Annotated in this window: 11 protein-coding genes; 3 read left to right on the top strand and 8 right to left on the bottom strand. The window is 68.8% G+C overall.

The window, feature by feature from the left end; genetic code table 11:
* The first annotated feature begins 3 nt into the window (after positions 1–3).
* Entirely contained in the window at positions 4–1,356 is a 1,353-nt protein-coding gene (locus BCR55_RS28535) for a TRAP transporter large permease (protein ID WP_006399109.1), read from the top strand.
* Positions 1,357–1,507: 151 nt separating this feature from the next.
* Here BCR55_RS28535 and proP read toward each other — a convergent pair whose 3' ends face one another.
* From proP to BCR55_RS28500, 7 genes are all read right to left on the bottom strand, one after another.
* Positions 1,508–2,977 carry a glycine betaine/L-proline transporter ProP gene (gene proP / locus BCR55_RS28530; RefSeq protein WP_065497088.1) on the bottom strand — a complete coding sequence of 490 codons (1,470 nt, stop codon included), beginning with the start codon at positions 2,975–2,977 and terminating at the stop codon, positions 1,508–1,510.
* A 361-nt stretch (positions 2,978–3,338) separates the two neighbouring features.
* A complete protein-coding gene (locus tag BCR55_RS28525) occupies positions 3,339–4,409 on the bottom strand; it encodes a porin (protein WP_065497084.1) in 1,071 nt (356 codons plus the stop codon).
* 248 nt (positions 4,410–4,657) lie between these two features.
* Complete coding sequence (gene acs, locus BCR55_RS28520) at positions 4,658–6,700, bottom strand: acetate--CoA ligase (protein WP_371493858.1); 2,043 nt, start codon at positions 6,698–6,700, stop codon at positions 4,658–4,660.
* Positions 6,701–6,888: 188 nt separating this feature from the next.
* Positions 6,889–8,727: a sigma-70 family RNA polymerase sigma factor gene (locus tag BCR55_RS28515; protein WP_065497214.1), complete on the bottom strand. Its 1,839-nt coding sequence runs from the start codon at positions 8,725–8,727 to the stop codon at positions 6,889–6,891.
* Positions 8,728–8,749: 22 nt separating this feature from the next.
* A complete protein-coding gene (locus BCR55_RS28510; protein WP_065497080.1) occupies positions 8,750–9,067 on the bottom strand; it encodes a high-potential iron-sulfur protein in 318 nt (105 codons plus the stop codon).
* A 74-nt stretch (positions 9,068–9,141) separates the two neighbouring features.
* The gene (locus BCR55_RS28505; protein ID WP_065497078.1) at positions 9,142–10,380 is read right to left on the bottom strand and encodes a c-type cytochrome; all 1,239 of its coding nucleotides are present in this window, start codon (positions 10,378–10,380) and stop codon (positions 9,142–9,144) included.
* Between the two features lie 70 nt (positions 10,381–10,450).
* Positions 10,451–12,178, bottom strand: coding sequence for a methanol/ethanol family PQQ-dependent dehydrogenase (locus tag BCR55_RS28500; protein ID WP_006399100.1), 1,728 nt, complete (start codon positions 12,176–12,178; stop codon positions 10,451–10,453).
* 602 nt (positions 12,179–12,780) lie between these two features.
* Between BCR55_RS28500 and BCR55_RS28495 the strand changes: the two genes are divergently transcribed.
* Positions 12,781–15,081: a TonB-dependent receptor gene (locus tag BCR55_RS28495; protein ID WP_065497212.1), complete on the top strand. Its 2,301-nt coding sequence runs from the start codon at positions 12,781–12,783 to the stop codon at positions 15,079–15,081.
* An 18-nt stretch (positions 15,082–15,099) separates the two neighbouring features.
* Here the strand turns inward: BCR55_RS28495 and BCR55_RS28490 are convergent, their stop codons facing one another.
* Positions 15,100–16,050, bottom strand: a complete 951-nt coding sequence (locus BCR55_RS28490; RefSeq protein WP_006399097.1) for an alpha/beta fold hydrolase — start codon at positions 16,048–16,050, stop codon at positions 15,100–15,102.
* Positions 16,051–16,371: 321 nt separating this feature from the next.
* On the opposite strand from BCR55_RS28490, the gene BCR55_RS28485 reads away from it, so the two are divergent.
* The gene (locus BCR55_RS28485) at positions 16,372–18,372 is read left to right on the top strand and encodes a sigma-54-dependent Fis family transcriptional regulator (protein WP_006399094.1); all 2,001 of its coding nucleotides are present in this window, start codon (positions 16,372–16,374) and stop codon (positions 18,370–18,372) included.
* The last annotated feature ends 43 nt before the right edge of the window (positions 18,373–18,415 follow it).

The raw sequence follows: 18,415 nt of genomic DNA, 5'->3' as shown, positions 1-18,415 counted from the left end.
GCCATGGAACTCGCGATCCTGTCCGTCAGTTTTCTGATTTTCCTCGTGCTCGGCGTGCCCGTGTCGTTCGCGCTCGGGATAGCCTGCGTGCTGACCTATATGGTCGAAGGGCTGCCGATCGCGACCGCGATGCAGTCGATGATTTCGGGAATGAACGCGTTCTCGTTTCTCGCGGTGCCGTTCTTCATCTTTTCCGGCGAGCTGATGCTGCACGGCGGCATCGCGGACCGGATCCTGCGCTTCGCGCAGGCGACCGTCGGCCACTTCCGCGGCGGGCTCGGGATGGCGAACGTCGTCGCGTGCACGCTGTTCGGCGGCGTGTCCGGTTCGCCGACGGCCGATACGTCGGCGATGGGTGGCGTCGTGATTCCGCTGATGAAGCGCGAAGGCTACAGCGCCGCGTACGCCGTGAACGTGACGACGCACGCGTCGCTCGCCGGCGCGTTGATGCCGACGTCGACCAACATGATCATCTACGCGTTCGCCGCGCAGGGGATCACCGGAATGCTGCACGGCCAGCCGGTCAGCGGCGTGTCGATCGGCGATCTGCTGTTCTCCGGGCTGCTGCCCGTGCTGTGGGTGATGGGCTTCGTGCTGGCCGCCGCGTACTGGCAGGCCGTGCGTCACGGCTATCCGCGCCGCGCGGACGGCTCGTCCGCGCTGCCCGCGTTTCCCGGCTGGTATGCGGTCGCGCGCAGCTTCGTCGGCGCGGTGCCGGGGCTGCTCGTGATCGCGATCATCCTGGTGTGCGTCGCGAAGGGCATTGCGACCGCGACCGAGGCGGCGGCGATCGCGGTCGTCTATTCGCTCGTGCTGACGGCGATCGTCTATCGCACGCTGACGCTCGACAAGCTGCGCCGCGCGTTGTCGCATGCGTCGCGTACGACGGGCGTCGTGCTGCTGCTGATCGCGGTGTCGAACATGCTGCGCTTCCAGATGTCGTATCTCGAGATTCCCGATGCGATCGAAGGGCTGCTGAAGCAGTCGACGGCCGCGCCGTGGCTGATGCTGCTGTACATCAACATCATCCAGGTGTTTCTCGGCACGTTCGTCGACATGGCCGCGCACATCCTGATCACGACGCCGCTGTTCCTGCCGATCGCGATGGCATGCGGCGTCGGCCCCGTGCAGTTCGGCATCATGCTGCTGCTGAACTGCTCGCTCGGCCTCGTGCACCCGCCGATCGGTTCGGTGCAGTTCGTCGGCTGCGCGATCGGCAACGTGTCGATCGGCGAGACGACGAAGATGGCATGGCCTTACTACATCGCGATTTTCAGCGCGATCAACATCGTCACGTATCTGCCGTTCTTCTCGACCTGGCTGCCGAGCCTGATCAGCGGGCACCCCGTGTACTGAACGCCGTTTGCCACGCGCCTCGCGGCGGCGCCGGACGAAGCGAATCGTCCGGCGCCGCCGCGTTTTTTCGTTGTCGCCATCGGATGCCGAACGTGTTCACGAAGGCGAAGCGACTCGGGCGCGCGATCGCGACGCTCGCGCGCCGCATCGGTCACGCGCGCTCGCCGGCCGGCGCGAATTTGCGGTCGCGCATGCGCGCATCGTCCGTTTCGCCGCGCATCAGCGCGATGGCCTCGGCGCGGCTCCCGACGCACGGCGCGGAGCCCGGCAGCGGCCGGCGCGCACTCTCGCGCAGCGCGAGCACCGACACGATGCCGATGAACGACGCACCCATCAGGTAGTACGCGGGCATCATCAGGTCGCCGGTGCGATCGACGAGCCAGGCGGCGACGAGCGGCGTCGTGCCGCCGAACAGCGACACCGACACGTTGAAGCCGATCGCGAGCGCGCCGTAGCGCACGCGCGTCGGAAACAGCGCGGGCAGCGCGGACGGCATCACGCCGGTGAACGTCGACAGCAGCGTGCCGTAGATCAGCATCCCGGCAAACACCGGCAGCATCGCGCCGCTGCGAATCAGCATCAGCGCGGGCACGGACAGCACGAGCAGCCCGACGCAGCCGAACATCATCACGGGCTTGCGGCCGATCCGGTCGGACAGATGGCCCGCGTACAGCGTCATCGGCATCATCAGCACCATCACGATCAGCACGAGCACGAGGCTGTGCGATTCGTCGAAGTGCAGCGTCGACGACATGAAGCTCGGCAGATACGACAGCGCCATGTAGTCGGTCACGTTGAAGATCAGCACGAGGCCGACGCATTGCAGCAGCGGCTTCCACTGTTCGACGAGCAGCGCGCCGAGCGTCTGTTTCGGTCGCGCGCGTTCGTCCGCTTCGCGCGCTTCGGCTTCCTTCTTGAAGGCCGGCGTTTCCTCGAGCTTCAGCCGCACGTACAGGCCGACGAGGCCGAGCGGACCGGCGATGAAGAACGGCACGCGCCAGCCCCACGACAGCAGCGCTTCGTGCGAGAGCATCGCGGTCAGCAGCGCGACCGTCGCTGCGCCGAGCGTATAGCCGATCAGCGTACCGAACTCGAGGAAGCTGCCCATGAAGCCGCGGCGCCGGTCGGTCGAGAATTCGGCGATGAAGGTCGCCGCGCCGCCGTATTCGCCGCCGGTCGAGAAGCCCTGCACGAGCCGCGCGACGAGCAGCAGCACGGGCGCCATGATGCCGATCGACGCGTAGCTCGGGATCAGGCCGATCGCGAAGGTGCCGACGGCCATCATGATCATCGTCATCGCGAGCACGCGCTGACGGCCGATGCGATCGCCGAGCGGGCCGAACACCATGCCGCCGAGCGGACGCACGAGGAACGCGGCCGCGAACGTGCCGAAGGTGGCGAGCAGCTGCGCGGACGGGCTGCTGGACGGGAAGAACACCTTGCCGAGCGTGACGGCGATGTAGCTATAGACGCCGAAGTCGAACCATTCCATCGCGTTGCCGAATGCCATCGCGCCGACTGCACGCTTGAGCACCGCGCGGTCGACGATCGTGATGTCGTCCAGCTTGACGGACTTGCGCGAAGAGCGGGCTTTCGCGGGGCGCGCTTGCGACGTACTCAATGATGTCTCCTGGAAGGGCCTCGATGCCCGGCCGAGCGGACGCGCGGCGCGCGTGCGCCGGCCATCGGGGGACGAAGCGGATGTCTCGGTTCGCGGCGATGCCGTCGACGCGCGCGCGCCGGCCGACACCTCGCGAGTGTGTTGGTGGAAAACAGTGTAGAGAAACGGGCGGCACCGACTATCGGTCATCCGCCCGGAAACCGGTCGTAAACGACACGGATGGCGCCCGGTGACAACTGGCGGCGCGGACGCATCTGCGCGGCGGGGCAGGCGGTCCGCATCGCGCCGGCGCCGGTCTATACAGCAACGCCGCGCGCGCGGCCGACGCCGCATGGCGCAGGCCGGCGCCGCGCAGACGGGCTCAGAACGCGTGCCGAATCCCGACGTTCGCGCCGACGGTCGTCCCCGTCGCGCCATAGAGCGCGTTGTTGATGCCGAGCCCCGTGTTCATCGCGCCGTGGTTGTCGACCATCGCGACCTGCGCGTAGAGCGAGGTCGCCTTCGACAGGCTGTAGCTCGCACCGACCGCCGCGAGCAGCGAATGATTCGCGGTGTCGTTGCGATCGCTCGTATACCAGACGCCGCCGTTCAGATCGACGGCCGGTGTCGCCTGATAGTCGAGCCCGCCGCCGTACACGTTGTTGCTGAACGAGCCGCCGACCTTGTAGCTCGCGAACGAGGCCTTCGCGGTGACGGGCCCGAACCGGTACGCGGCGCCGATCGTGCGGCCGACGAACGCGACGGTGCTCGGCACCGGCGTTGCCGCGGTGCCGCCGTCGTTGCCGTCGTAGAACGCGGCGTTGATCATGAAGCCGCCGTGCTCGTACTTGAGGCTCGCCGAATACTGGCGTCCGGCCTGGAAGTTGCCGGCGGCGCCGCCGAACGCGAACATCGCGCTGCCCGTCAGGCCCGCGATCGTCGGGCTCGTATACGACACGGCGTTCGCGTTGAACAGGCCCGTCACGAGCACGTTGTCGACGTACGGAATCAGTCCGCTGCCGAAGTGCGAGAAGCTGCGCGGATCGGAATCGAAGATCGCGAGCAGGAACGGTGAATACTGCAGGCCCGCCTTCACCGTGCCGAACGCGCCGTCGAGTCCGACCCACGCCTGCCGGCCCAAGAAATTGCCGTTCGAATGATTGAACGCGCCATTCGTGACGGCGAAGCCGCTTTCGAGCTGGAACTTCGCTTTCAGGCCGCCGCCGAGATCCTCGGTGCCCATCATGCCGAACGTCGTCGGCGTCATCCCGGTGTCGGTCATCGCGAACTGGTGGCCCGCGTTGCGTCCGGTCGTCGCGTCGAGCGTCTTGTTCGTATAGAGCAAGGCGGCGTCGAGATTGCCGTACAGCGTCACGCTGCTTTGCGCGAACGCGCCGCTGCAGGCCATTGCGCCGGCGGCCGCCGCGCAGCCGATCCAGAAGGTGTGCTTCATGTGTGTCTCCAGTGTTGTTGTACGTCGGAAAGCGTCGAACAGAATCCAAATGCATCGAACAGCGAAGGCGACGTCTGCCGGCGAACCGGCATCCGTCGCGCAGGCCGTGCAGGCGGATGGCGCGCGGCGGGAACGCACGGCGGCACGATCGGTTGGCGATCTGCGCGCGAGCGCGTTCGCGGCACGGGTCGGTGCCGGAACGAGCGTGCGTCGAAGATGTCGTGAGCGGCCGGCAATGCCGGCACGCGCTACAGTGCGCGGGCGAGCTGCTCGAGAATCGCCGGATTCTCGAGCGTGGACGTATCCTGCGTGATGGCCTCGCCCTTCGCGAGCGAGCGCAGCAGGCGCCGCATGATCTTGCCCGAGCGCGTCTTCGGCAGGTTGTCGCCGAAGCGAATGTCCTTCGGCTTCGCGATCGGGCCGATCTGCTTGCCGACCCAGTCGCGCAGCGCCTTCGCGAGCGCCGCGGCTTCTTCGCCTTCGGGCCGCGCACGCTTGAGCACCACGAACGCGACCACCGCTTCGCCCGTCGTGTCGTCGGGACGGCCGACCACCGCGGCTTCGGCCACGAGCTCGTGCGCGACGAGCGCCGACTCGATCTCCATCGTGCCGAGCCGGTGACCGGACACGTTCAGCACGTCGTCGATGCGGCCCATGATCGTGAAGTAGCCGGTGTCCTTGTCGCGCACGGTGCCGTCGCCGGCCAGATACAGGCGCCCGCCGAGTTCCTCGGGGTAGTAACTCTTCTTGAAGCGCTCCGGGTCGCCCCAGATCGTGCGGATCATCGACGGCCACGGCCGCTTGACGACGAGAATGCCGCCCTGGCCGTTCGGCACGTCCTGGCCCGTCTCGTCGACGACCGCGGCCATGATGCCCGGCAGCGGCAGCGTGCACGAACCGGGCACCGTCGGCGTCGCGCCCGGCAGCGGCGTGATCATGTGGCCGCCGGTTTCGGTCTGCCACCACGTATCGACGATCGGGCAGCGCTCCTGGCCGACGTGCTTGTGGTACCACATCCACGCCTCCGGATTGATCGGCTCGCCGACCGTGCCGATGATGCGCAGGCTCGACAGGTCATAGCTCTTCGGATGCACTTTCTCGTCGGCCTCGGCGGCCTTGATCAGCGAGCGGATCGCGGTCGGCGCGGTATAGAACACGCTCACCTTGTGATCGCCGATCATCTTCCAGAAGCGTCCCGCATCGGGATACGTCGGCACGCCTTCGAACACGACCTGCGTGCCGCCGCAGGCGAGCGGCCCGTACGTGATGTAGGTATGGCCCGTGACCCAGCCGATGTCGGCCGTGCACCAGAACACGTCGGCGGGTTTCCAGTCGAAGGTCCACTTCATCGTCTGCGCGGCCCACAGCAGGTAGCCGCCCGTGCTGTGCTGCACGCCCTTGGGCTTGCCGGTCGAACCGGACGTGTAGAGGATGAACAGCGGATGCTCGGCGCCGACCCATTCGGGCGCACAGGTGTCGGATTCGCCGTCGGCCAGTTCGTGCATCCACAGGTCGCGATCGGCATGCCAGTCGATCTTGCCGCCCGTGCGGCGATAGACGATCACGCTCTTCACCGCGTCGCAGCCGCCCATCGCGATCGCTTCGTCGGCGATGTTCTTCAGCGGCAGCGTCTTGCCGCCGCGCACCTGTTCGTCGGCGGTGATCAGCGCGACTGCGCCGACGTCGACGAGCCGTTCGTTCAGCGATTTCGCGGAGAAGCCGCCGAACACGACCGAGTGCGTCGCGCCGATGCGCGCGCAGGCCTGCATCGCGACGATGCCTTCGATCGACATCGGCATGTAGATGACGACACGGTCGCCCTTGCCGATGCCGCGTTTCTTCAGCGCATTGGCGAAGCGCGAGACGCGCGCGAGCAGGTCGGCATAGGTGACGCGCGTGACGGTGCCGTCGTCGGCCTCGAAGATTACCGCGACGCGCTCGCCGTTGCCGGCTTCGACGTGGCGGTCGAGGCAGTTGTACGACGCATTCAGTTCGCCGTCGTCGAACCACTTGTAGAACGGCGCATCGGACTCGTCGAGCACCTTCGTAAACGGCTTGTGCCACGCGAGGCCCTCGCGCGCGAGGCGCGCCCAGAACCCTTCGTAATCGCGCTCGGCCTCGGCGGCCAGTGAGCGATAGGCTTCCATGCCGGAAAGGGTCGCGCGATCGCGCGTGTCGGCCGTCGGTTCGAAGATTCGACGTTCGTGAAGGATCGAGACGAGGGCGGTCAAGGTGTTCTCCGTGGAAAAGCACAACGTGTCATGCAATGGCGAACGAAACGCAACATGCATGCCAGTCGCGCGACGATGCGCGCCGTGTGTACGCCGGTGCCGCCGGTGCGAGGCGGCAGGCACGCCGTGCTTTGATCGGTCGACGCAGACGCCGCCGCCGGCGGCCGCGGGCGTGCGCCGAAATGCAGCAGCGGCTGTTGCAGGTGTCAACACGACGCGCGGCGCAGTGGGCGCATCGTGTGCGTGCATCATCCAACGAACGGGCGCAGCACCGCCAGCGCGTCCGATGCGCGAAGGCGTGCGAGTGCGGACGCTTCGATCTGCCGCACGCGTTCGGCCGACAGATTCAGACGGCGGCCGATGTCGCGCAGCGAGCAGCCTTCGCCCGCATGCAGCCCGTAGCGCAGCCGCACGATCAGCGCTTCGCGCGGCGGAAGCCGGTCGATCGCGGCGGCGATCGCAGCGCGCCGCTGCGCCGCGTCGGCCGCGTCTTCCGGCGACGGCGTCGACGCATCGGGCACGACGTCGACGAACGTCATGTCGCCGTCCGGTGCGATCGGCAGGTCGACCGAAACGGGTTCCTTCACGATCGCCATCAGTTCGCGCACCTTGTCGACGGGCTCGCCCATCTGAGCGGCCAACTCGTCCGGCGTCGCGGCCGCGCCCGCACGCTGCCGATGTTCGCGCGCGAGTCGCGCGAGCTTGTTGATTGCATCGACGGTGTGCGTCGGCACGCGGATCGTGCGTCCGAGATCGGCGAGCGCATGCGTGATCGACTGCCGGATCCACCAGGTCGCGTAGGTCGAGAACCGGAAGCCGCGTCGGTGATCGTAGCGGTCGATCGCCTTCAGCAGCCCGATGTTGCCTTCCTGGATCAGATCGGCGAACGGGAGCCCGCGATCGGGATAGCGCTTCGCGATCGACACGACGAGCCGCAGGTTCGCGTCGAATAACGCCGTCTTCGCCGCGTGCGTCGCGCGTTCGATCGCATCGAGCCGCGCATCGAGCAGCGCGACCGTACGCGGCGGCAGTACCGATGCGCGTGCATCGGCTGCGATCGCTTCGCGCGCATCGAACAGCACGGGCGCGCTGCGGATCAGCGCGCGCTCGCATTCGGGATGCGCGGCGATGCCGGCCGCGAGCCAGCGCGCGTGATCGTCGTCGTGCGCGCCGTGGCACCGCCAGGTCGTCTGCGACGGGATGCCCGCATGGTGGAGCACGCGCGTCATACGCGCGCGCTGTTCGCGATGACGTCGTGCGCGGCCGCGCAGCGGTGCGCCGATGCGCTCGACCGCACGTGCGGACAGCCGCAGCGGGCGCAGCAGCGCCGCGGCATCGCGCACCGCGGCGCGGTACGCGGGCGACGCCGTGCCGCCCGACGTCAGCGCGGCGCGCATGTCGCGCGCGAGCGCATCGAGCGACGACAGACGGGCGAGTGCCGCGTCGCACACGTGCGGGTCGCCCGGCCGCATGTCGTCGTGTTGCGCGTCGCCATGCGGGTCGACGGCGGCCGCTGCATCGGCATGCCGGCCCTCATCGACGAACATCAAATAGGCCGATGCAGCGGCCCGGCCTTCCGCGATCTCGCGACGGATCGACGCCAGCGCATCGAGCGCATCGGGATCGCCGCACAGCACCGCGACCGACGCCGCGCGGCCGCGCTCGATGCGCTGCGCGTATGCGATCTCCTCGTCGTGCGTGAGGAGCGGCACCGTGCCCATCTCGCGCAGATAGAGCCGCACCGGATCGGTCGTGCGCGGCGCGAGCAGATCGAAGGCCGCGAACGCACTGTTGCTCTCGGCCGCCGCGCGGGAGAGCGGTGGGGGCCGGAAATGCCGGTCGAGCGACCAGTCCGTTTCCGCGTGGGCATCGTCCGATACCGCGATGCCGAGTTCCGCAAGGACGGCCGTCGCGGCGTCGATGCCGGCATCGTGCGCGTCGTCGTCGGGCAGCGCGTCGATTACGTCGCCGCGCGTCACGAAGCCGCGCGACAGGCCGAGTGCGATCAATCCGGCGAAAGGCGCGCTCGCCGATGCGAGCGCGTCGTCGTGGCCGGCCGCGGGCGCCGGCTCCCGTGCATTGGACATCGCCGATGCGTCGCGCGCGGCATCACGCGCGCTTTGCATACACGTTGCACCAGCCGTCCGCCGCGACCGCCTTGCCGCCGAACATCGGGCACGTGCCTGCTGCGTCCGCGGCCTCGCCCTTGTAGAACCGGCAGTTCGCGCAGCGCTGGCCGGGCTGGTATTTCGGGAACTGCGCCGTATCGACGGCCGAGGCGTGCGCACGGTAGCCGAGCGATTTCGCCGTGGCGTCGTTTTCGTCGACGAGCGGCGGCGCCGCGACCGAGGTGCGCGCTGCCGCGAGCGCCGCGCACAGGCCGAGCGTGTGGACGATGAAGGTTCTGCGAGTCGTCGAGTGAGTCACTGTCGTATGTCCCGATGAAGAGAAAAAAACAGAGGCGTGCGGCGCCGTTCGCATCGGCGTGCCGCGTGCGGCCGTCACTGTCCCGCGGCTCGATGGCCGGCGGGGCCGACGACGAGCGGCGCGGTCGATGCGCGCGCGGTATCGGCCGTCAGCTTGCTCTTGCCCGCGACATAGCCGTTCGACGCGAGCAGGAAGGCCATCAGGTCCGCGTATTCGTCGTCCTTCAGCTTGCCGGGCTGGTCGGCCGGCATGTTGGTCGCCATGTAGCCGAACACGCCGCCGATCGTCAGATGCGAATGCGACAGCGGCGCGAACGACGGGCCGCTCAGCGCAGGCGCGGTGTTGCCTTCGAGATCGGCGCCGTGGCATTTAGCGCAGGCGTTGCCGTACAGCGTGCGGCCATGCTCGACCTGGGCGGCGTCGAACGTCGGCGCGTGCTCGGCGGTGCTCGCGGCGATCCGGATGAAGCCGCCGCCGGCCGGCAAGCCGCGCGCGCGCACGATGCCCGCGCGCATGATGCCGCCGGCGACGGGCGGCATCGCATCTGCGTCGCGCGCTTCGAGTGCGTTGGCCGGCAGCGTCCATTTGCGCGTGAGCGCGGCGAGCCGGCCGTCGCGCTTCATCTGCGTGAGCGCGGTGTCGATCCGCTGCTGCAGCGAGGCCGAGCGCGGCGCGAACGCAAATGCCAGCTGCCATGCGGTGTACGGCGACGATGTTGGCGCGATGCGAAACGCCTGCTTCGGATGCGCGGCCTGATACGCGACGACGGCCGGATACCAGACGATCGCGCGATGCGCGCGGCCGGTGGCGACTGCCGCGACGGTCTGCTCGGACGTGTTCTCGAGATCGAAGTGCGCGTTCTGCTGCTGGACCGCGATCAGTTGCGCGGGGCTCGCGTACGTCGCGGCGACGATCTCGCGGCCGCTCGTCGACGCAGCCGCGTCGCGGCGCGTGACGCTCACGTAGCCGGAACGCAGATAGCCCTGCGAGAACAGCAGCGTCGTGTCGGACGCATCGGCGATCGCCGAGCGCGGGAAGCCCGCGAGCACGTCGCAATCGCGTTCGAGCAGCCGCACGAGCTCGTGCGCGGAGACGCCGTCGTCGTCGCCGCCGTCGACGCCCGGGGCGGCGAACGTCGCGACGACGCCGGCCGTGCGGAACGCTTCGCGCGCGACGGCCTTGTCGAGCGCAGCGGTCGGCGTGCCGGGAAGCGAGCACACGCGCACCGGCGCGGCCGCGGCGGGCAGTGCCGTCAGCGCGGCGCCGGATGCGAGCGCGCAGGCCGCGGCGAGGTGGGGAAGTCGGAGGTTCATGTTCGTACGCTCGGATGGAAGTCGGGAAGCGCGCCCGCGCGCGGCGGCGCGGGCGCAATGCAACGGCGGCTCAGGTGCGATCAAGAGCGAACACGTAGAGCGTGCCGCCGCGCGGCACGTCGTCCGCCGCCTTCGCCATCGGGCCGCCCCAGATCGGGTTCGCGCCGCCGTAGCCGGCGAGCACCGCGACGTATTCCTTGCCGTCGACCTCGAACACCGACGGCTGCGCGATGATGCCGCTCGCGAGCTTCGGGCTTTCCCACAGCACCTTGCCGGTCGATACGTCGAACGCGTACAGGTGTCCGTCGAGCGAGCCGCTGAACGCGAGGCCGCTCGCGGTCGTCGCGACGCCGCCGTTCCACGGCAGCTTGCTCCAGTGGCTCCACACCTTCTTGCCGGTGTTCACGTCGATCGCCTGCAGTTCGCCGTATCCTTCGCTGCCGGGCTCGGGCTTGATCTCGAAGCCTTCGCCGAGATACGGCAGCCCTTCCATGTAGTTCACCGACTTGCCCGACAGGCTCATGCACGCGTGCAGCGACGGCACGATCGCCAGGTGGCGCTCGGGGTCGTACGACACCGACCACCAGTTCTTGCCGCCGAGGAAGCTCGGGCACGTATCGATCGTCGTGCCGACCTTCGGATACTTCGCCGGATCCTGGATCGGCGTGCCGTCCTCGGTGTAGCCGGTGACCGACGTCGCCTTCACGAACGGCTCCGCGTAGATCAGCTTGCCGGTATCGCGGTCGATCGCGTGGAAGAAGCCGTTGCGGTCCGCATGGATGATCGCGTCGCGCGCCTGGCCCTTGTAGCGGATCGTCGCGAGGATCGGCGTGTTCACGCCGTCGTAATCCCACGTGTCGTGCTTCGTGTACTGGTAGTGCCACTTCAGATCGCCGTTCTTCGGGTCCAGCGCGAGCAGCGAATCCGAATAGAGGTTGTCGCCGGGACGCAGATCGGCGAGCCACGGCCCCGGATTGCCGACGCCCCAGTACAGCGTGCGCGTCGCCGCATCGTAGGTGCCGGTCAGCCACGCGGGTGCGCCGCCGTGCGTCTGCATCCCGTCCGGCCAGGTGTCGCCGTGTTTCTCGCCCTGGCCCGGAATCGTGAAGCGCTTCCACAGCAGCGAGCCGTCGTTGGCGTTCAGCGCGGCGATGAAGCCGCGCGCGCCGTATTCGCCGCCCGAGCTGCCGACGACGATCGCACCGTCGAGCGCGAGCGGCGCGAGCGAGAACGCGTAGCCGAGGCCCGGCTCGAACATCTGCTTCTTCCACACGAGCGTGCCCGTCTGCGCGTCGAGCGCGGCCACTTCGCCGCTGAGCATCGCGACGTACACGTTCTTGCCGTAGAGCGCGACGCCGCGGTTCACGACGTCGCAGCACGCGGTCTTGAACGACTCCGCACCGAGCTTCGGCTCGTATTTCCAGAGCTGCGCGCCGGTCGCTGCGTCGAACGCGTAGACGTTGTCCTTCGGCGTCGTCACGAACAGATAGCGGCCGTTGACGATCGGCGTCGCTTCGAAACCCTGCTTCAGTTCGGCCGGAAACTTGTAGCTCCAGGCCTGCGTGAGCCGGCCGACGTTCGACGCATCGATCTGCTTGAGCGGCGAGTGCGCCTGGCCGTTGTACGTGCGGTAGTAGGTCAGCCAGCCCGGATCGTGCTGCGCATTCGTCAGGCGCTGATACGTGACGGCCGGATAGTCGGCCGCGGCGTCCACGAGGCCGGGATTCAAGGCGATGGCGGCTGCCGCCGCGATGCCGATCGTTGCCAGTCGGCTCGTCGAAGCCGAGAGTTTCTTCATGGTTGTCTCCTGAGTCATTGTGGTCGCACCGCGGCAAACCGATCGCCGGGCCGGCATGGACGGGTTCCGGATCCAGTGCGACCTCGGTCACGCAAATCGCATGCCATTGCGCTCGCGGCCTTGTACGGCAAGGGTCGGCGCGCGAATCGAAGGCGGCGCCGGCAATGCGCGGCATGGTCGGCCGCGGCGCGCATCTGTTGCGTTCGGGAACAGCTGGGTGTGCGCACTGTTGCGAAACATGACAGTGCGGACGGCACGCAGGTGCCGGTTGGCGTGGCGATGCGGCGATGTGGGCGCGTGCGTCGATCGACCGACATTGCGTCATTGCATGCGTCGCCCGTGCATCGCGCGGTGCGCATCGCCAATCGCGGTCGGCCCACCGACGACAGCGCCGACCGAAGCGCAACACCCGTCGATACGAAGATGGTGCGTGTGCCGCACGGTGTCGCGGCGGCACATGGAAGCACACCGCGCACATCGCGATTCGCGCTCATCGGCATGCTTCTTGCCATCGGCAGTACCGGCGATTCGTCGCGCAGCATGCACCGCGGCACGCACGCGAGATGCATCGCGAGACCGACAAGGACAGCGGAGGAGACACGATGAAAGAGACCGCACCGCCGAAGCGGCGCGTCGCGGCATGCCGCGCGCGCATCGGGCTGTGCTGCGGCGGCGCGGTCGGCGGGCTGCTGATCGCATGGCCCGCGCATGCCGCACCGGACGATAGTCCCGACGCGACGACGCTCGCCCCGATCGTCGTCGTCGGCACCACGCCGCTGCTCGGGATCGGCACGCCGCTGTCGCGCGTGCCGTCGAACGTGCAGACCGTGCGCAGTGCCGAACTCGACCGCCAGCATCGCAGCACGCTGGCCGACTATCTCGACAAGAACGCGACGAGCGTCGACATCGCGGAGGCGCAGGGCAACCCTTACCAGCCGGACATCAACTACCGCGGCTTTACCGCGTCGCCGGTCGTCGGCACGCCGCAGGGTCTGTCGGTGTTCGTCGACGGCGTGCGCATCAACGAATCGTTCGGCGACGTCGTGAACTGGGACATCCTGCCGCCGTCCGCGATCGACACGCTTCAGCTGATTCCCGGCTCGAACCCGACCTACGGGCTCAACACGCTCGGCGGCGCGCTGGCGATCACGACGAAGAACGGCAGCACGAGTGCGGGCGGCGCAGTGGAGGTCGGCGCGGGCTCGTGGGGGCGCAAGACGGTGCAGTTCGAGCAGGGCGGCCGTGTCGGCGATCGTGTCGACTACTACCTGAACGCAAACGTGGCGAACGACAACGGCTGGGCCGACCACAATGCGAGCCGCGTGCGGCAAATCTTCGGCAAGCTTCGCTATACCGATGCGGATACGACGCTGTCGCTGTCCGCCGGCGGCGCGGACAATACGCTGCACGGCACGCAGACGATTCCGCGCTCGTTCCTCGACAATCCGCGGCAGGCCTATACCTATCCGGACCTGAACCGCAATCGCGCCGGCCATCTGACGCTGTCCGGCGATCATGCGTTCGGCGATCGCGTGCAGCTGAGCGGCAACCTGTATTACCGGCGGTATCGGAACACCAACGTCAGCAGCAACGTGAGCGAAGACGCCGGCCGCGCCGGCGACGATGACGCCGCCGAGGGCACGTCGGCGTCCAACGACCGCTCGACGATCGCGACCGAGCGCTACGGCGCGAGCCTGCAGCTCACGTTGCTCGGCAAGCCGGCCGGCTTCGACAACCAGCTCGTCGTCGGCGCATCCGCGGATCTGGCGAACGCGCATTTCGAGCAGGCGTCGCAACCTGCGGCGTTTACCGATTCGCGCGCGGCGATCGGCATCGGCGAATTCCAGCAGACGACGCGCGCGAAGACGCGCAACGCGAACTACGGCTTCTATTTCGACGATACGCTGCAGCTCACGCCGCAATGGTCGATGACACTGGCCGGCCGCTACGACTGGGCGCGCGCGGCGATCGAGGACATCAGCGGGCTGCAGCCGCTGCTTACTGCCCGCCATACGTTCTCGCGCTTCAATCCGGCGATCGGCATCACCTGGAATCCGGTGCCCGGCCTGACCGCGTACGCGACCTACAACGAAGGCATGCGTTCGCCGACCGCGATCGAACTCGCGTGCGCCGACCCGGCCGCGCCGTGCTCGCTGCCGAACGACTTTCTCGCCGATCCGCCGCTGAAGCCGGTGATCGCGAAGACGGTCGAGTTCGGCGCGCGCGGGCGCGTCGGTGCGGCGACGACGTGGAGCGCGGCGCTCTACCGCACGACGCTCGACGACGACATCCAGTTCGTCAGCAGCAACGGCGGCGCGGGCACGCTCGGCTATTTCCAGAACGTCGGCAAGACGCGCCGGCAAGGGATCGAGCTCGCCGCGCATACGCACGTCGGGCCGGTCGGGATCGGCATCGGCTACAGCTATGTCGACGCGTCGTACCGCTCGACGTGGACCGAGCACAGCGCGAGCAACTCGAGCGCCGATGCACGCGGCAACATCGTCGTGCGATCGGGCGACCGCATCCCGGGCATTCCGGCAAGCACCGCGAAGCTGCGGCTCGACTATGCCGCGACGCCGACGTGGAGCCTCGGCACGAATCTCACGTACCGCAGCGGCGTGTTCGCGCGCGGCGACGAAAACAACCGCGACGCGGGCGGCAAGCTGCCGGGTTACCTGCTGATCGACGTCGACACGACGTGGCAGGCGACGAAACATCTGCAGCTGTTCGCGTCGATCACGAACCTGCTCGACAAGCGCTATGCGAGCTTCGGGATGCTCGGCCGGAATTTCTTCAACGGTCCGAACCATACGTTCGACGGCGCCGCTGCGGTCGACGAGACCTTCGTCGGGCCGGGCGCGCCGCGTGGCGCGTGGGTCGGCGTGCGCTATGCGTGGGACTGAGCGCGCGCCGCGCGGTCGTTACGCATCGCCGAACAGCGTGCGGATCGCGCGCGCGAGACGGCGCGCGAGCGCGGCATCGCTGGCGAGATGACCGGCCGGCACGCGTTCGACGATCGCCGTCGGCACCGCACGCGCGAGGCGCGCGACGTTGTCGACCGGGCAGACCGCGTCGCGCGTGCCGTGTACCGCATGCAGCGGTACGCCGGCGTGCGCGGCGCGACGCGCGAGCGACAGCAGCCGGCGCTCGCCGAGCCAGCAGCGGCGCTGCAGATAGTGCGCCTGGATCCGATATTTGTCGGCGAGGCGGTCGAGCGCGCGCGGCGTCGTGCGCATGCGACGCGCGGGCGCGCCGGCGAGCAGCGCATCTTCGTACGCGCTCCACGCGCGCGCGATCGCGCGGCGTCGACCGGCATCGACGCCTGGCCGCAGCCCGCGCGCGCAGGCGGCGAGCAGGCGATCGGCGCGCGATGTGCCGGCCGCCGCGGCCAGTTGCCGCCACGCGCGCGGTGCCCGTGCGCGCGAGCCGACGAAGAACGCGCGCAGTTCGCGTGCCGACGTCAGGAACAGGCCGCGCAGCACGACGCCCGTCACCTGGGCCGGATGCCGTCCCGCATAGGCGAGCGCGAGCGCCGCGCCCCACGAGCCGCCCACGACGCCCCAGCGCGCGATGCCGAGCCGCACGCGAAGCGCCTCGAGGTCGTCGATCAGTCGCATCGTGTTGTTGTGACGCAGGCCGCCGCGCGGCGTCGACGCACCGGCGCCGCGCTGATCGACGAGCACGACGCGCATCCGCTGCAGGTCGAACAGGCGCAGCATCGCGGGCCGGCTGCCGCTGCCGGGGCCACCGTGCAGCACGACGACCGGATGGCCGCGCGGATGGCCGGCTTCACGCCAGGCGATCGCGCAGCCGTCGCGCGACAGACGGCGAAGGGATGGGGCAGACGGTCGGCGCTCGGGTCGTCGGTTCATGCGGGCGATGATAGAGGAACGCGGGTGGCGGCGGCGCGCCAAAGCGCGAGCGGCATGGCAACACATGCGCAAATCGAAGCGGGCTTCGCGCGCGGCGACGTGCATGGCGGGGTTCGTCAGCGTCGCGTCGTGCGCATCATGTGCTCATCACGGCCTGTGCGACCGCGACAACCGTTGATCGTCTTTCAATGACCTTTCGAATCGCCGGTACGGTCGGCACGCGTCACGACATCGCGCCGCGATCGCCTCGATGGCCCGATGTTTGCTTGTATCGGGACAGAAGAGTCCGGCAACCGACCGGAAGGATCCCCGGAGGAGACAATGCGCGACGACGTTCATCCGGCCGCCGATACACGGGCTGCGCAAGCGCCCGGCTGGCCGACGCCCACGATCCGGAAGTCCCATCAGCGGTCCGAGACGTTCGGCCTGCAGGCGTCCGCACGCCCCGACTACGATGTGCTGTCCGCCACCGAACTCGCGCTCAAGCGCGAGCAGAACCGCGTGCTGTGCGTGCACGCGATGCCGGTGATGGAGACGCTGCACGAGCAGATCGTCAATACGCAGAGCATGATCGTGCTGACCGACGCGGAAGGGCTGATCCTGCATTCGATCGGCGACGACGACTTCCTGCGCCGTGCGGAGCGCGTCGCGCTGCGCCCCGGCGCGAACTGGGCGGAGGACCGGCAGGGCACCAACGCGATCGGCACGGCGCTGGCCGAGCTCTGTCCGATGGTCGTGCACGGCGACCAGCACTTTCTCGCGGCGAACCATTTCCTGACCTGTTCGAGCGTGCCGATTCTCGATCCGTACGGCGACGTGATCGGCGTGCTCGACGTGACGGGCGACCATCGCAGCTATCACCAGCACACGATGGCGCTCGCGAAGATGTCGGTGCAGATGATCGAGAACCATCTGTTTACGACGACGTTCCAGGAGACGCTGCAGGTGTCGTTTCACGGCCGGCCGGAGTTTCTCGGCACGCTGATGGAAGGGATCGTCGCGTTCACCGCCGACGGCCGCTTTCTGTCCGCGAACCGCAGCGCGCAGTTCCAGCTCGGCATGCCGCTGTCCGCGTTGCGTGCGCATACGCTGGCGTCGCTGTTCGACGTGACGAGCGCGCAGCTGATCGACCGGATGCGCGCGAGCACCGAGCCGCACGTGATGCTCAATCTCGGCAACGGCGCGGTCGTTTGTGCGCGCGTGCAGTTCCGGCGTGCGCTGCGCGCCGAGGGCAGCCGCCCGGCCGACGTGCACGACGGCGGCGCCGTGCCGGCCGCGCGGCCCGCGGCTGCACACGGCGCCGCGAGCCTGTCGCGGCTCAGCTATCTGGACACCGGCGATCCGCAGGTCGCGGCCGTGATCGCGAAGGTGCGCAAGGTGATCGGCAAGGACATTCCGGTGCTGATCACGGGCGAGACCGGCACCGGCAAGGAACTGCTCGCGCAGGCGATCCACAACGACTCGCCGCGTCGCGACGGGCCGTTCGTCGCGGTGAACTGCGCGTCGATTCCGGAGACGCTGATCGAGTCGGAGCTGTTCGGCTACGAGGAGGGCGCGTTTACGGGCGCGCGCCGCAAGGGCGCGACCGGCAAGCTGCTGCAGGCGAACGGCGGCACGCTGTTTCTCGACGAGATCGGCGACATGCCGTATCCGCTGCAGGTGCGGCTGCTGCGCGTACTGCAGGAGCGCATCGTCAATCCGCTCGGCTCGACGAAGGCGATCGGCGTGGACATTGCGATCATCTGCGCGACGCACCGCGATTTGCGCGAGATGATCGCGCAGAACCGCTTCCGCGAGGATCTGTACTACCGGCTGAACGGCCTCGTCGTCCGGCTGCCGCCGCTGCGCGACCGCACCGATCTCGCGGTGGTCGTGCAGAAGATGCTGCAGCGCGAGACGCTGTCGGGCCCCGGCCGGCGGCCGCTGAGCGTCGCGCCCGACGTGATGGCGCTGTTCGAGCGCTGCGCGTGGCCCGGCAATTTCCGCCAGCTCGCGAACCTGCTGCGTACCGCCGCCGCGATGGTCGACGACGACGGCGAGATCCGCTGCGAGCACTTGCCCGAAGACTTTTTCGACGACCTGCGGCGCGACGACGCGCACTGCGCGCACGACGGCGCTGCATCGCCGCACGCCGCGCCCGATCCGTTGGCGACCGGCGATGCGCGGCTGCAGGACGTCGCGGCGTGCGCGATCGCCGCGGCGCTCGCGCGGCACGGCGGCAACGTGTCGGCGGCCGCGCGCGCGCTCGGCGTGTCGCGCAACACGATCTACCGGAAGATGCCGTCCGTCGGCACCGCGCCGCTGCGCACGGACGAACACTGAAGGGCGGCCTCACTGTCACACCCGCTGTGTCAGCTTGCAACAC

It is taken from the genome of Burkholderia sp. CCA53, assembly GCF_001685525.1.
Taxonomy (GTDB): domain Bacteria; phylum Pseudomonadota; class Gammaproteobacteria; order Burkholderiales; family Burkholderiaceae; genus Burkholderia; species Burkholderia multivorans.
This window is presented reverse-complemented; position numbering and strand designations above follow the sequence as displayed.